General features: G+C 45.6%; 13 protein-coding genes. 9 read left to right on the top strand and 4 right to left on the bottom strand.

The genetic code is table 11. The features are described 5' to 3' along the window. Window positions 1-46: 46 nt before the first annotated feature. From pckA to uvrA, 3 genes are all read right to left on the bottom strand, one after another. On the bottom strand, window positions 47-1,654 hold the full coding sequence (gene pckA, locus YC6258_RS19760) for a phosphoenolpyruvate carboxykinase (ATP) (protein ID WP_044618446.1): 1,608 nt from the start codon (window positions 1,652-1,654) through the stop codon (window positions 47-49). A gap of 257 nt (window positions 1,655-1,911) precedes the next feature. Continuing rightward, complete coding sequence (locus tag YC6258_RS19755) at window positions 1,912-2,160, bottom strand: hypothetical protein (RefSeq protein WP_044618445.1); 249 nt, start codon at window positions 2,158-2,160, stop codon at window positions 1,912-1,914. 186 nt (window positions 2,161-2,346) lie between these two features. Beyond that, complete coding sequence (gene uvrA / locus YC6258_RS19750) at window positions 2,347-5,166, bottom strand: excinuclease ABC subunit UvrA (RefSeq protein WP_044618444.1); 2,820 nt, start codon at window positions 5,164-5,166, stop codon at window positions 2,347-2,349. Window positions 5,167-5,345: 179 nt separating this feature from the next. Between uvrA and YC6258_RS19745 the strand changes: the two genes are divergently transcribed. The 5 genes from YC6258_RS19745 to YC6258_RS19725 all read left to right on the top strand — a co-directional run bounded on the left by YC6258_RS19745 (window position 5,346) and on the right by YC6258_RS19725 (window position 10,389). Then, window positions 5,346-6,707, top strand: a complete 1,362-nt coding sequence (locus YC6258_RS19745) for an MFS transporter (RefSeq protein ID WP_044618443.1) — start codon at window positions 5,346-5,348, stop codon at window positions 6,705-6,707. A 29-nt stretch (window positions 6,708-6,736) separates the two neighbouring features. Then, window positions 6,737-7,348, top strand: coding sequence for a single-stranded DNA-binding protein (locus YC6258_RS19740; protein ID WP_044618442.1), 612 nt, complete (start codon window positions 6,737-6,739; stop codon window positions 7,346-7,348). Between the two features lie 171 nt (window positions 7,349-7,519). Continuing rightward, entirely contained in the window at window positions 7,520-8,404 is an 885-nt protein-coding gene (gene rfbD, locus YC6258_RS19735; RefSeq protein ID WP_044618441.1) for a dTDP-4-dehydrorhamnose reductase, read from the top strand. Beyond that, a complete protein-coding gene (locus tag YC6258_RS19730) occupies window positions 8,405-9,598 on the top strand; it encodes a hypothetical protein (protein ID WP_044618440.1) in 1,194 nt (397 codons plus the stop codon). 128 nt (window positions 9,599-9,726) lie between these two features. Next, window positions 9,727-10,389: a flagellar brake protein gene (locus YC6258_RS19725; RefSeq protein WP_044618439.1), complete on the top strand. Its 663-nt coding sequence runs from the start codon at window positions 9,727-9,729 to the stop codon at window positions 10,387-10,389. A gap of 27 nt (window positions 10,390-10,416) precedes the next feature. On the opposite strand, the gene YC6258_RS19720 is transcribed toward YC6258_RS19725, so the two are convergent. Beyond that, on the bottom strand, window positions 10,417-11,385 hold the full coding sequence (locus YC6258_RS19720; RefSeq protein WP_044620232.1) for a polyprenyl synthetase family protein: 969 nt from the start codon (window positions 11,383-11,385) through the stop codon (window positions 10,417-10,419). 265 nt (window positions 11,386-11,650) lie between these two features. Here YC6258_RS19720 and rplU point away from each other — a divergent pair, with 265 nt between their 5' ends. The 4 genes from rplU to proB all read left to right on the top strand — a co-directional run bounded on the left by rplU (window position 11,651) and on the right by proB (window position 14,796). Next, window positions 11,651-11,962 carry a 50S ribosomal protein L21 gene (gene rplU / locus YC6258_RS19715; protein WP_044618438.1) on the top strand — a complete coding sequence of 104 codons (312 nt, stop codon included), beginning with the start codon at window positions 11,651-11,653 and terminating at the stop codon, window positions 11,960-11,962. A gap of 12 nt (window positions 11,963-11,974) precedes the next feature. Beyond that, entirely contained in the window at window positions 11,975-12,226 is a 252-nt protein-coding gene (gene rpmA / locus YC6258_RS19710; protein WP_044618437.1) for a 50S ribosomal protein L27, read from the top strand. A 229-nt stretch (window positions 12,227-12,455) separates the two neighbouring features. Beyond that, window positions 12,456-13,637 (top strand): Obg family GTPase CgtA, encoded by a 1,182-nt coding sequence (gene cgtA / locus YC6258_RS19705; protein WP_044618436.1) that lies wholly within the window; start codon window positions 12,456-12,458, stop codon window positions 13,635-13,637. Window positions 13,638-13,671: 34 nt separating this feature from the next. After that, window positions 13,672-14,796, top strand: coding sequence for a glutamate 5-kinase (gene proB / locus YC6258_RS19700; protein WP_044618435.1), 1,125 nt, complete (start codon window positions 13,672-13,674; stop codon window positions 14,794-14,796). The last annotated feature ends 109 nt before the right edge of the window (window positions 14,797-14,905 follow it).

Raw genomic sequence — 14,905 nt, 5'->3', positions numbered from 1 at the left:
AGAGAGGTTACACAAGCGCTTCCGTGCGCTTGTGTGTATCGGTGTACTAGAGTTGAGGGCCTGCAGCAACCAGAGCTTTACCTTCATCGTTATCGGTGAATTTTTCAAAGTTCTTAATGAAACGAGAGGCAAGGTCTTTTGCTTTTTCTTCCCACTGAGATACATCTGAGTAAGTATCTCTTGGATCCAGAATACCAGAATCAACATCATGCAGCGCTGTTGGTATTTCAAGATTGAAAATTGGCAGAGTTTTGGTTTCTGCATTTTCAATTGATCCATCTAAAATAGCATCAATAATGCCGCGAGTGTCTTTAATAGAGATGCGTTTTCCTGTGCCATTCCATCCTGTATTTACTAAGTATGCTGTTGCACCGGCAGCTTCCATTTTCTTAACCAGTTCTTCACCATATTTGGTTGGATGCAGAGTTAAGAATGCTGCACCAAAGCAAGCCGAGAATGTTGGAGTTGGTTCAGTAATTCCGCGCTCAGTCCCAGCCAGTTTTGCAGTAAAACCTGACAGGAAGTGATATTTGGTTTGTTCGGCCGTTAACTTGGAAACGGGTGGCAGTACGCCAAAAGCATCAGCAGTCAGGAATATCACTTTTTTCGCATGACCTGCTTTAGACACCGGTTTTACGATATTTTCTATATGGTAGATAGGGTATGAAACCCGAGTATTTTCTGTAACAGAACCGTCGGTGAAATCTATTATTCCATCTGTATCAACGGTTACGTTTTCAAGTAATGCATCACGTTTAATGGCATTGTAGATATCTGGTTCACTTTCTTTATCCAGATTAATGGTTTTGGCATAACAACCGCCTTCGAAGTTAAATACTCCGTTATTATCCCAACCATGTTCGTCGTCACCAATTAACTTACGTTTTGGATCAGCAGATAAAGTTGTTTTGCCTGTGCCAGAGAGACCGAAGAATACAGCTACATCACCATCTGCACCGACGTTTGCAGAGCAATGCATGGAAGCCATACCGTTTAATGGAAGATAGTAGTTCATCATTGCAAACATACCTTTCTTCATTTCACCGCCGTACCATGTTCCGCCGATGACCTGCATTTTTTCAGTCAGGTTAAACAAGGTGAATACTTCAGAATTGAGGCCGTGTTCTTTCCATTTTGGATTGGTGGTTTTCGAGCCGTTCATTACAACAAAGTCAGGTTCGCCAAAATCAGCCAATTGTTCTGCTGTTGGTCTGATAAACATATTGGTAACGAAATGCGCTTGCCAGGCCACCTCCATGATAAAGCGAATTTTCAGACGGGTATCTTCATTAGCACCACAAAATGTATCGACAACGAACAGGCGTTTACCTGATAACTGATCAGTGACCGCTTTTTTGCAGTCATTCCATACTTCTTGAGTAATAGGTTTGTTATCGTTTTTGGCTTTCTCTGAGGTCCACCAGATGGTGTCTTTAGTGACATCATCTTTAACAATATACTTGTCTTTTGGAGAGCGACCGGTGAATACACCCGTCATAACATTAACTGCACCAAGTTCGGTTACCTGACCTTTTTCATAGCCTTCGAGTTCAGGATTTGTTTCTTCGTTATACAGCTGGTCATAAGAAGGGTTGTGGACAATTTCAGTAGCGTTGCTGATGCCATACTTTGAGAGATCAAGATGATTGGCCATTTCGCGGTTCTCCTAGATATGTAGTCTTGAAATCGAAAAACTTTATGTGCCTGAACCGAGTCGGGTCAGGTAGCATTTTTATTTGTAGTCAGTATGAGCTATTGTCCTGTTAGGTTTCTCAGGTCTTCTGGCCTTTTGATAACCGCCCATAGATTTTTTACTATGGGATAACATCACACATCATAATTAGCTCTCTACAAAAACTGTTAGTAGGTTGCATGACAGCATGTTTATCAACCGCCAGCTATTTTGCTGAATCAGTTTGCATACAACCGATCTAAAGACTTTTTTGCAAAGGATGAGATTATTTTTGCAGCATTTTCAGATTGATGAAAGGGCATCATAGAAATCTTATTTTCTTTCATCTTTGAGAAAATAATCTCACCGCAGTAATCTTGCTGTTTTTGTTGGAACATTACAGATTTGGCGTTTTTCTCTGTTCCATTACTTTTGTTAGTGAGTATATAGAATACGTTGTGAGGTTGATATTGTGCGGTTTGATGCATATCAACATATTGGCCTAATAAATTTTTAGTGCAAAATAATGTAGTTTTATTACAAAAATATCTTGAGGGTCGGTAAATAGGATGAGGGATGAGTACTAAGTGTTTGTAATTTAACTACAGAACGTTTTGGTAGTTGATATACAAATTTCTCATGGTGAGTGTTTTCACCATGAGAAACGTTTAGAGTCAGGCCATTAGTGGCTTTAGAAATTTGCCAGTCAGACTCTTTTTGTGGGAGGCGATTTGACGAGGTGTTCCTGTCGCAATAATTTGTCCTCCTTTACTTCCTCCCTCAGGGCCAAGATCCACAACCCAATCTGCAGTCTTAATTACATCTAGATTATGTTCGATGACGACAATCGTATTGCCATGATCTCTCAGTCGATGCAGGACATCCAACAATTGCTGAATATCGTGAAAGTGAAGTCCGGTGGTTGGTTCATCCAGAATGTACAAAGTATTGCCTGTGTCTCGTTTTGATAACTCACGAGCCAGTTTTACGCGTTGTGCTTCGCCGCCTGAAAGTGTCGTGGCGCTTTGACCCAGTTTGACATAACTTAAACCCACATCAACCAGGGTTTGTAGTTTTCGGTTCAGTTGGGGGATGGAGTCAAAGAATTCACGTGCTTCCTCAACAGTCATGTCCAGACATTCGTGAATATTTTTGCCCTTATATTTTATTTCCAGGGTTTCTCTGTTATAGCGTTTTCCCTGACACACATCGCAGGGCACATAAATGTCCGCAAGAAAATGCATTTCCACTTTAATCATGCCGTCACCCTGGCAAGCTTCACAACGCCCTCCTTTTACGTTGAAGCTGAAGCGTCCCGCTTTATAGCCTCTGGACCTTGCTTCTTGTGTTCCTGTAAACAGATCCCGTATGGCTGTGAATATTCCTGTGTAAGTGGCAGGGTTCGATCTTGGTGTGCGGCCTATAGGGCTCTGATCTATGTCGACGACTTTATCAAAGAACTCCAGGCCATCTACAGATTGATGCGGACTTGCGGTGAGAGTCGTGGCATTGTTGAGCGCTGTTGCTGCAACAGGATAAAGGGTATTGTTAATCAGAGTCGATTTGCCTGAGCCAGAGACGCCAGTGACACAGGTGAACAGTCCTACAGGAATTTCCAGGTTGACGTGCTGGAGGTTGTTGCCGGAAGCGCCGTTGACCCGCAATAGTTTGGACTTGTCAACCGGGACAGTCTTTTCCGGTACTATGATTTTTCGTTTGCCTGAGAGGTATTGTCCGGTAAGAGATTTTTTGGAACGCATGATCTGGGTGGGGGTTCCACTGGCAATGACCTCGCCACCATGAACTCCCGCCCCTGGGCCAATATCCAGTACAAAATCTGCACTGCGAATTGCGTCTTCATCGTGCTCTACTACCAGTACTGTATTTCCTAGATCGCGTAAATGAACCAGCGTTTTGAGTAGGCGCTCGTTATCCCGTTGATGAAGTCCTATGGAAGGTTCATCCAGAATATACATAACACCTACAAGTCCGGCACCAATTTGACTGGCGAGTCGAATACGCTGGGTTTCACCGCCGGACAATGTGTCTGCAGACCGATCAAGTGACAAGTACTCAAGGCCGACGTTCACCAGAAACTCCAGTCGCTGACGAATCTCTTTGAGAATTTTTTCGGCAATATCTCCTTTTCTGCCCGACAGTTTTAGTGAGCCGAAATATTGTTCGGCGTCGGCAATAGGCAGGCTTACCAGTTGTGGTAATGTTTTGTTGTCTACAAACACATGGCGACTGGCCTGTTTCAGGCGTGTTCCTGAGCAGCTTGGGCAAGGTTGTTCGGCCAGGTATTTGGCCAGATCTTCGCGTACCATCTGGCTTTCTGTCTCATGATAGCGTCGCTCCATGTTTGGAATGACGCCCTCAAATGAGTGAGATCGTTTGATGACATCTCCGCGGCTATTAACGTAGGAAAAAACAATTTCCTCACCAGTGCCATTCAGAACAGCATTCTGGAATTTTTTTCCAAGTTTTTTCCAGGGTAAATCGATATCAATTTTATAATGTTGAGCGACTGCTTCCAGCTGAGAGAAATAATACACACTACGTCTATCCCAGCCTTGAATTGCTCCCTCTGCGAGGCTGCGGTCTTCGTCAAAAACTACCTTTTTAATGTCGAAATATTGCTTAACCCCCAATCCATCGCAGCTCTCGCAGGCGCCTGCAGGATTGTTGAAGGAGAACATTCTGGGTTCCAGTTCGGGAATGGCATAGCCGCATATCGGACATGCAAATTTGGAAGAAAAAATCAGGTCTTCCCCCTGATCCTCCATATAGCTTACCAGTGCCGTTCCATCAGCCAGTTCCAGACAAGTTTCCAATGATTCGGCTAGGCGCTGTTGAATATCTGAACGAACTTTAAATCGGTCGATAACAGCTTCAATTTTGTGTTTTTTTCGCTTATCGAGACTTGGGGCCTCATCCAGGTCACAAATCACGCCATTGATTCTTACTCGAACAAAACCCTGCTGTCGCAGTTCGTGGAATACATGCAGATGTTCGCCTTTTCGGTCTTTAACCAAGGGGGCCAGTAACATGAGCTTGGTACCTTCAGGCAAAGCCAGTATCTGATCCACCATCTGAGAAACGGTCTGTGCTTCGAGCGGTTCATCATGATCTGGACATCTTGGCTCTCCCGTTCGGGCAAACAGCAGACGAAGGTAATCGTATATTTCGGTTGTAGTGCCAACGGTGGAACGTGGATTGTGGCTGGTGGTCTTCTGTTCAATTGAGATGGCAGGACTCAGGCCCTCAATGTGATCGACGTCGGGTTTTTCCATCATCGATAAAAACTGTCGGGCATAGGTTGAGAGTGACTCAACGTAACGTCTCTGGCCTTCGGCATATAAGGTATCAAAAGCCAGCGAAGATTTGCCAGAGCCTGACAGACCGGTAATCACAACCAGTTTGTCTCTGGGTATTTCGACATTGATGTTTTTCAGATTATGAGTGCGAGCACCCTCTACGACGATCTTGTCCATGAAAACCCTGTTGACCTCGAATAAAACGGATTGGTTATTTTACTGTAAGAATATACATATCTCTACTGAAAAAAAATCAAAAACAGGTGCGTAAATAATGGCCAAATACTATAAACTGCGCGGGTTTTTGATCTTATGCAAATCAGTCATTATGTTTTTAAAGAGTACAGTGAGTCGTAATGAATAAACAGGAACGAACCGCCGTATTGGCTTTGACCGGGGTTTATGTGGTCCGAATGCTTGGGCTGTTCATGATATTGCCGATTATGATGACCTTTGGTACAGAGCTTAAAGGAGCTACTCCTGAGTTGTTGGGGATAGCCTTGGGGATTTATGGCATATCCCAGGCGTTGTTGCAGGTACCACTTGGATGGTTGTCAGATCGGATAGGGCGTAAGAAGGTAATTGTTTCTGGTTTGTGCTTGTTTGCTTTGGGGAGCGTTGTGGCAGCGATTGCTCAGGATATTCAGTGGATAATTCTGGGGCGCTGTTTGCAGGGGGCCGGAGCGATTGCGAGCTCAACAATGGCATTATTAACAGATCTGGTCAGGGAAGAGCACCGTACTAAAGCAATGGCTGCTGTGGGTATCAGCATCGGGCTGTCTTTTACTGTGGCGATGATGCTCGGACCCTGGCTGGCGACCTGGTTTGGGTTGCAAGGGGTTTTCGCAGCCACTTTGCTGCTGGCGTTAGTGGCGATTTTTCTGGTCATAAAAGTAGTTCCCAATCCAGAATATCAGGGGGGGCCTGTTGTTGTGGATCACTTTTTTAAAGCGGCGCTAAGGGTGAGTCGTAACCCCAGTTTGCTAAGGCTGGATGCAGGGGTGTTCATTTTGCATATGGGGATGATGTCAACGTTCATCATTGTGCCTGTTATGCTTGAACATGCTGGTCTGGCTGCACAATCCCATGGCTGGCTGTATATGCCCGTTATGATTCTGGCCTTTTTTTTGATGGTGCCTTTTATGATTATGGCTGAAAAGAAAAATCAGATGGTACGAATATTCAGCCTGTCAATCTTGTTGCTTTTTATTTCAGAAGTCTCTCTTCTAACGCCAGCTGGAAATCACTGGCTGACTATAGGTGCTTTGCTGGTATTGTATTTTATTGCCTTTAACTTTCTGGAAGCGGCAATGCCAAGTTTGATTTCACGCATTTGCGCAGTCGAATCAAAAGGAACTGCTTTGGGGGTTTTCAATACCAGTCAGTTTCTGGGAGCTGCAATAGGTGGTATGTTGGGCGGGCTGGTATATAGTATTTGGCACAAACAGGGCGTCATCATCATGTCCTCTGGAATGCTTGTGCTATGGTACGTCATCAGTATTGGTCAGGAGGTTCCAGCGCGTCTCGTCAGTCTGACTTTGGACTTAAGTGAATGGCATGAGGAATACTGGACATCACTGCAGGCGACGCTTCTGGCACTAAAAGGTGTCGAGACCGTGAGTCTTGAGGCCAAAGGTAGGAAAGTACTGGTAAAATTCCGCCAGACAGAAATCAGCGAAAATGACATTCGACAAGTATTGAATCGTCAGGCAGCATAATTATTGAAAAATCAAGTTAGGAAGGTTAGATGGCCAAAGGTACCGTAAACAAAGTTATTATCCTCGGGAGATTGGGACAGGATCCGGATGTCCGTGCCACCGCCGGTGGTACGCAGGTTGTGACTCTCAATGTCGCGACTAATGAGTTGGGACCCAAAAATGAAATGGGTATGCGTCAGGATGTGACAGAGTGGCATCGTTGCGTGTTGTTTGGTCGTACAGCTGAAATAGCTGCGCAGTATCTGCGTAAAGGAAGTCAGGTTTATCTTGAAGGCCGTCTGCAGACCCGGAAATGGCAGGATCAAAATGGTCAGGACCGGTATACCACAGAGATTGTTGCGAATGAAATGCAACTAATGGGAGGCCGCGATAATGTCGATCAGTCCTCTTCATATCCCGCCAGCGGTAATCCCAATATGGTTTCACCACCGCAGCCTCAGGTTCCCCAGCAGAGCGGCGGCTATGGTAATTATCCCAATCAACAGTCTACAGGTGGTGGGTACGGCCAACAACCAGCACCGGCTCAACAGGGTGGTCATCAAGCCTCACCGCAGCAACAACCATATCGTCAACAACCTGCACCACAACAGCCTCAGCAGCCAACGGGTTTTGATGACTTTGATGATGATATTCCGTTCTGACGGTATTTTTCGAAGCGATGAAGAGGGTTTTTGCATTTGGCAATTAACCCTTTTTGTGCAAGTGATTACTGTTTTCCTGGACAGACAGGGCAGCTAATACGGGTGGAATGCATTTTGGCCCCGCATAAAATTCATATCGGGTGAGTGTTGGAATATCTGGATGTCAATTAAGTGAAATATCTGATCACTGGCGCTGATGGTCAACTGGGAAGAGCGGTTAAAAGTTATGCCCGTTTTAGAGGCTATGAGACCCTGGCAATGGAGTTTAGCCAATTGGATATTTGTGCCGTTGATCAGGTTCTAAGGGTTGTCAAAGAGTATCAGCCTGACTTTGTTATTAACTGTGCGGCGTATACCAAAATACAATCAGCTGAGTTGGAAACAGAGCGTTGTCTAGCCGTTAATGCTGATGCTGTAAGGGTGCTGGCCACGGTTTGTAAACAATTTGATGTAGAGCTGATTCATTTATCTTCTGACCATGTATTTTCCGGTACAAAAGTCGGGCAGTATTATGAAGACGATGAGCCGGATCCGGTTAGCGTTTATGGTCGTAGCAAGCTGTTAGGTGAACAGTATCTGCGATCAGAGTGGGCCAAGCATGTCATCGTAAGGTCGAGTTGGGTTTTTGGTGAATATGGCAACAATTTTTTTTCCAGACTACTGGACGCTACAAAAAGCAATAATGAGTTGCGAGTTCCAGCCGACCAGCATGGATGTCCTACATATAGTCATGATCTTGCCGTTGTCCTGATCGCAATTTCTGAGCAGTTGAGTTGTAAAACCACAGACCGGCTTTGGGGAACCTACCACTATTGTGGTTATGATTCCACCACGTGGCATAAGCTTGCCTTATATATATTGCAGGAAAACTCGCGTTTCACGGATACTGTTCCCGTCAGTGTCGTACCTGTCGCAGGTGAAGAGAACTATCAGCGACCAAATAGCGTTTTGAATTGCCAAAAAATACTGAATAGTTTCGGTGTTAAGCAGCGCCCATGGAAAAATGGGATTCTTAAGAGTCTAAAGGCATATTATGTAGATCAGGTTGTTGATTAGATGCGTAGATTTTTGAAGACCAGTTTTTTTTTGATTTTAATTGTTATGGGACTGCTGTTTGCCTTGGGGTTGTGGGTCTCGGATGCGCGGGCCGTCGTCCAGAGTAAGCCAGCATTAAATTTCTCCGACCTTAAGCGTATGCAGGCTCTGTGGGAAAAGTATCAGCCAGGTCATTTAAAAACCGGTAGTCGTTATGTCTTAGATCTCACTGAGCGCGAATCGAACCTTGCTCTGGCTTTGCTTTTGGCCCAGTACGGTGTTGATGAAAATCTCAATATTCGGGTTGAATCGACAGTGGCCGGTGTTGTAACCCATTTATCCTACCCTCTTTTTTCCAGCACATTTCGATATCTTAATCTGGATGTCGTCTGGCAGGTTATTCCCGGAGAGTTTCCGTCCGTTACCAGCATATCTTTATCGAATCTTTCACTGCCCGATGCAGTTATCCGGTATGTTAATCGCCGCATAAGAGATAGGGTTCCCGAGTCAGTCCAGGATCAGTGGCAAAAGGTGCGTTTAAGTATTGTGCCGACATCTCAGGGAGTTAGTATTGGTTTGACGTGGTTTCCGTTGTTGAGTGAGCAGTTGGTGACTTTTGATACCACTCAGGAACAGATGAAAGCTTCAAAGTTCCTTAAGGTCATTCATCAGGTAAATACACGGTTTGAAGATCGTTCGGAAATAGCAGAATGGTTGGCTGCTGTCATTGATGCTGCCAGGCCGGGATCTGAAGACTTGAAGGTGTTTTTGACCGTAATTGCTCAATATGTTGCTGGGAATTCGGTGAACAGCTTGTTTGATCTGAAAAGCCAGGATCCTGCTGCCATCCGCTTTTACTTGTCTGGCCATCGTGACCTGGCTAGGCATTTTGTGTTTTCCGCATTATTGGCAGCACAAACCACTGCTGATTCTGCCAAGCAGGTTGGTTTGTTTAAGGAACTTTCTGATTCTGATAACAAGGATTCAGGTTATTCCGGTATAGATTTGCTGGCCAATCAGGCTGGAATTTCGTTCTATCTGTTGTTGGTTAAGGCGATTGAGTCAGATCAGCTTGAGCTGTTTGTGGAGAATTTAAAAAACAGACCAGTGATGCTTGATAGAGATGCTCTTAGGGCATTGGATAGTGAGCCGAGGGAGTTCTGGAGTCAGTCCAGAATAGATGAATTATTGGCAAGTATTCCTTTTTTTCGATAAATGAATAGCTCAAGTAGCTGTAACAGTGATCAGATAAATTTTATTTAGTCTGGTAATTGCTAATATATCAGCTAGGGTGTTAATACTATTGTTTTGGTTGTTAAAGCTGTCGCCTGTGAAATGCGCCCATGGACTTACAAAAACTTCAAATTCCCCACGGTATCAGATTAAACATAGAGTTAACGTCTAATCCCGGACAGAAATACCAGTCGAGGATGATTGGTTTCCTTCACGGAAAAACGGTTATCATCACAACCCCTATGCTTGCCAATGATCGGCCATTGCTGCTCAGAAAGGATCAGGAGGTAGTGGTTCGTTTTTTTTTCAACAAGAATGCTTGTGCATTCAAGACCCAGGTTAAGCACATTTGCACCACACCCTATAACTATCTACATCTGTCATATCCGCCCACTGTTGAGGTCGGAGAAATCAGAAAGGCGGAGCGGGTTCTCGCGAAAATCAGCGTCTCGGTTGTGAATCGAAGCCAGCCGGATTACGAGGCAGTGAATGGTGCAATAGTGGATATCAGTACAACCGGGGCAAAGCTCGAGACTGTAGCGCCAGCAGCTCATCCCGGAGATATATTGTTGCTCACAACCAAGTTAAGAGTTGGTCATGTATCCAGAGTGGTTCATTGGGAAGCTCGTGTGGTGGCAGAACTGGACCGTTTCGAGATGGCGAATAGCGTTGCGGCTTACGGACTGGAGTTTTGTGAGCTGACTGAGTTGGACTATCTTGCGCTGCACGGATTTGTCTATGGGCAGATGGTCAGGGGGCATACCGTAGGGTAGTTGAGCCCCCTTTAAGTCATATGTGATTTAGTTTTTGCGTTGTACTGCAATATGGGCGATTGATTCAAGGCAGTCACGGTATATAGACGCTGGCATGACCATAAGGTGTCTGATAGCGTTTTTAGACTTGGTCTCAGCCAGTTCAATACAGTATTCCAGTGCACCAGAGTCTCTGACTGCACTAACAATCGGTTCCAGATGATCTCTGTTGGCATTGCTTATGGCATCTGCAATGAGGCTCCGTTGCTCAGGTGAGCCAAACTCCATGGCTTTGATCAGCGGCAGAGTTGGTTTTCCTTCTGCAAGATCGTCGCCGACATTTTTACCCAGTTCATCGGCGTTGCCTATGTAATCGAGCACATCATCGATAATCTGAAAGGCCATTCCCAGTTCCAGGCCATAAATCTGCATGCTGTCTTGAAGTTCAGGGTTGGTGCCACCCAGGAAACTGGCCCCGAGACTGGAAGCTTCAAATAGCGTCGCCGTTTTGCCATGAATGACTTTTAGGTAATCCTCTTCTGTTGTCTCGGGCTTGCCTACATTTATCAGTTGCAGAACCTCGCCTTCGGCAATAATGCTGGTAGCTTTGGAAATGGTAGCCATAATATCCATATCACCAACGTGTACCAGGTTCTCAAATGCTCTCGAGTACAGAAAGTCACCAACCAAAACGCTGGGGGCGTTTCCCCATTTTGCGTTGGCGGTAGGTCTTCCACGTCGGAGATCGGAAGTGTCGACAACGTCATCGTGTAGCAGTGTGGCTGTATGAATAAACTCGATCAATGTCGCTAGTTTGATGTGTTTATTACCTTGATAACCGCTGGCTTTTGCTACCAGTAGCACAATAAGCGGACGCAGGCGTTTACCTCCGCTGGAAATAATATACTCTGCTATTTTCTCTATGAGAGGAACCCGGGAATCCAGCATCCTGAGTACTTCATGATCAACGGCCTGGAAGTCATCCTGGACCGTTGCGATAATTTGTTTTAGATCCATTGGGTACATTTTCTGACTGCGGTAGCGGCGGATGCTAAGTGCAGGTGATAGACCCGTCAAGCCGCTTGCAGGTATTAATAGCGAAATGACTTCTGGTTGCTTGCTAACCCCGGCGGCTTTCAGTAGAATCGCGCGTCCTGGAGTTCCAGCTCAAAACATGTTCCCTGCCATAGGGTGCCACAGCGTAGGCAAGGCCTTTAGAAGCAGGTTTTAAGTAACAGAACAACTGATCCAGGTTTTGATTCATTTATAAGAGAGAATGTCCATGTACGCTGTAATCGTATCTGGCGGTAAGCAATACCGTGTAGAAGAAGGCCAGCGCCTTAAGCTGGAGAAAATTGAAGCCGAAACCGGCAAGTCAATTGATTTTGACAAAGTGCTTCTGGTTGCTGATGGTGAAAAAATAAACATCGGTCAGCCAGTTGTTGAAGGTGCCAAAGTTACTGCTGAAGTGCTTTCTCAAGGGCGTCATAAGAAAGTTAAGATTCTTAAGTTCAAACGCCGTAAGCATCAAATGAAACAGATGGGCCACCGTCAGTGGTACACTGAAGTTAAAATTACTGGTATCAAAGGTTAAGGAGACAGTTCAATGGCTCACAAGAAGGCTGGTGGTAGTACCCGTAACGGTCGTGATTCAGAAAGTAAGCGTCTGGGCGTTAAAATATTTGGTGGCCAGACTGTAGTTGGCGGCAATATTATCGTTCGTCAGCGTGGCTCTGAGTTCCATGCAGGTAAAAACACTCGTTTAGGTCGTGATTTTACTTTGTTTGCAACCGCAGATGGTGTAGTTCAGTACACCGTAAGAAATAACAAGCGGGTTGTGAATGTAGTCCCCGCCTGATCGGGATGAATCTGTATTAAAGCTCTGCTATGGCAGGGCTTTTTTCGTTTTTGCACTATTGTTTTAATGATTACCTGTTGATTGTAAGTTGCCACTTTTGACTGTAAAGGGCTGCGCCTCGATATCCCCTCTGTGTTATTGCGCATTGCCGCTCCCTCAAGAATTTAATATTGGTTGCGAAATATTAGTTAAACTAACGTAACCAGATTTCGATATTTCGGACAAAACCATGAAGTTTGTAGATGAAGCAAGTGTTTATATAGAAGCCGGTAAAGGTGGCGACGGTTGTGTCAGTTTCCTGCGAGAAAAATTCATAGCCAAAGGCGGTCCTAATGGTGGGGATGGTGGTGATGGCGGCAGCGTCCTGGTTAAGGCTGACGAGAATGTGAATACTCTTATCGATTATCGCTACATTCGGAAATATCGCGCTGAAAGCGGTGAAAATGGGCGCGGTAAGGATATGACCGGCAAAAAAGGTGAGGATACCGTGTTGGTTGTACCGGTGGGAACATCTGTCATTGATGAGGATACCGATGAGGTGCTCGTTGATCTTACCCAGCACGGACAGGTTTTTAAGATTGCTCAAGGTGGTTTTCATGGTCTTGGAAATACTCGTTTTAAATCCAGCGTAAACCGAGCTCCCAGGCAGTTTACCAAGGGCTCACAGGGTGAAAGTCGCAATATCAAACTGGAGCTGAAAGTATTGGCAGATGTTGGTCTGCTGGGGTTGCCAAATGCCGGTAAGTCTACTTTTATACGTGCGGTATCGGCGGCCAAACCCAAAGTTGCTGATTATCCGTTTACCACCCTGGTTCCTAATTTGGGTGTGGTTCGTACGGAACATTCCCGTAGTTTCGTAATCGCGGATGTGCCAGGAATTATCGAAGGTGCCTCAGAAGGTGCTGGGCTGGGAATCAGGTTTTTGAAACACTTGGTGCGTACTCGCATACTCTTGCATCTGGTTGATATGGCTCCTTTTGATGAAGCCAATCCAGCAGTACAGGCTCAAATCATTATAAACGAACTGAATCAATTTTCTCCGGAGTTGGCAAAGCGTGAACGCTGGCTGGTGTTGAACAAATTAGACTTGTTGCCGGAAGATGAACGTGAAAGTCGCTGTCAGGCTGTAATCGATGCGCTGAACTGGCAGGGGCCTGTTTTCAGGGTTTCAGCAATCTCAAAAACAGGTACTGAAGACGTCTGTCAGAAGGTGATGGAGTTTCTTGAAGAGCGTAAGCGGGTACTTGAAGAAAATCCTGAATTGGCAGAGCAGGAGCAATTGCATCGTAATTTGGTTGAAACTGAGGCCAGAGAAAAAATAGAATCGCTGGCCCGGGCACGACGCGCGGCCCGGAAAGCCCAGGATGACGATGACTTTGATGACGAAGTGGAAGTTGAATATCGCTCCTGATTCGTATTGACCTCCAACATAATCAGACACATAAATGAACTCTAAGTCTCCTTTGACTCGCGGACAGCGCTGGGTTGTAAAGATTGGCTCTTCGTTATTAACCAATGATGGTCAGGGCCTTGATTTTCAGAGAATCAAGGGTTGGGTTGACCAGCTGGCGGATCTGCATCGTTCTGGTATGCAGATAATTCTTGTGAGTTCTGGTGCCGTGGCGGCCGGAATGCACCGATTAGGGTGGAGTCGACGTCCTATAGAGCTGGAATTGTTGCAAGCCGCAGCTGCGGTCGGACAAACCAGTTTGGTGCAATGCTACGAGCAGTGTTTTCAAGAGCATCAAATTCATACTGCACAGATACTGTTGACTCATGAAGATCTGTCTGACCGTAAACGTTATCTCAATGCTCGAAATTCCCTGAGAACATTGCTATCGCTACCGGTGATGCCAATCATTAATGAAAACGATACGGTTATTACAGACGAAATAAAATTTGGTGATAACGATACTCTCGGGGCTTTGGTTGCAAATCTGATGGAAGCAGATGCTCTGATTATTCTGACAGATCAGCAAGGGCTTTATGACAGGGATCCGCGTTACTCAAAAGATGCCGCTTTGATACCTCAAGCCAAGGCCACAGATCCTTCATTGGTGGCCATGGCTTCAGGAGCAGGCGCGCTTGGCAGCGGAGGCATGGCAACTAAAGTGCGGGCGGCAAAATTAGCTTCCCGGAGTGGAGCGGTTACCGCTATTTGTGCCGGCCGGGAAGAAAATGTTTTGCGCAGGCTGCGCTCAGGTGAGGCGATAGGTACATTGTTGACTCCTGATCAGGAGCCTATTGTTGCGCGCAAACAGTGGTTAGCTGGCCATTTGAAAACCCGCGGAAGTGTATTTCTGGATGCAGGAGCAGAGCTGGCACTGGTGAAAAAAGGACGCAGTCTGTTGCCGGTAGGAGTGAGTCGCCTTGAGGGTAATTTCAAGCGTGGGGAAGCAGTTAGCTGTATCGGTGAATCTGGCCGCCTGGTTGCCATCGGTCTGATCAATTACGATGCGGCGGAGTGTGGAAAAATACTTCGTCGTGCCAGTCAGGAAATTTTCGATATATTGGGATATATCTCTGAGCCGGAACTAATTCATCGGGATAATTTGGTTCTGATGGAATAAGCTGGTCATTATACGCAGGGCTCTCATTCTCTGCCGTATTAATGCTATCCGTCGCTGAGATCAATTGTTGACACAATCAGTAGTATTTGAATAATGCTGTAATTATTTA

It is taken from the genome of Gynuella sunshinyii YC6258 (assembly GCF_000940805.1).
GTDB lineage: Bacteria > Pseudomonadota > Gammaproteobacteria > Pseudomonadales > Natronospirillaceae > Gynuella > Gynuella sunshinyii.
This window is presented reverse-complemented; position numbering and strand designations above follow the sequence as displayed.

Coding starts and splice junctions, on each gene's coding strand:
- pckA (WP_044618446.1), bottom strand. CDS start 1,654: ATGGCCAATCATCTTGATCTCTCAAAGTATGGCATCAGCAACGCTACT.
- YC6258_RS19755 (WP_044618445.1), bottom strand. CDS start 2,160: ATGCATCAAACCGCACAATATCAACCTCACAACGTATTCTATATACTC.
- uvrA (WP_044618444.1), bottom strand. CDS start 5,166: ATGGACAAGATCGTCGTAGAGGGTGCTCGCACTCATAATCTGAAAAAC.
- YC6258_RS19745 (WP_044618443.1), top strand. CDS start 5,346: ATGAATAAACAGGAACGAACCGCCGTATTGGCTTTGACCGGGGTTTAT.
- YC6258_RS19740 (WP_044618442.1), top strand. CDS start 6,737: ATGGCCAAAGGTACCGTAAACAAAGTTATTATCCTCGGGAGATTGGGA.
- YC6258_RS19730 (WP_044618440.1), top strand. CDS start 8,405: ATGCGTAGATTTTTGAAGACCAGTTTTTTTTTGATTTTAATTGTTATG.
- YC6258_RS19725 (WP_044618439.1), top strand. CDS start 9,727: ATGGACTTACAAAAACTTCAAATTCCCCACGGTATCAGATTAAACATA.
- YC6258_RS19720 (WP_044620232.1), bottom strand. CDS start 11,385: ATGGATCTAAAACAAATTATCGCAACGGTCCAGGATGACTTCCAGGCC.
- rplU (WP_044618438.1), top strand. CDS start 11,651: ATGTACGCTGTAATCGTATCTGGCGGTAAGCAATACCGTGTAGAAGAA.
- rpmA (WP_044618437.1), top strand. CDS start 11,975: ATGGCTCACAAGAAGGCTGGTGGTAGTACCCGTAACGGTCGTGATTCA.
- cgtA (WP_044618436.1), top strand. CDS start 12,456: ATGAAGTTTGTAGATGAAGCAAGTGTTTATATAGAAGCCGGTAAAGGT.
- proB (WP_044618435.1), top strand. CDS start 13,672: ATGAACTCTAAGTCTCCTTTGACTCGCGGACAGCGCTGGGTTGTAAAG.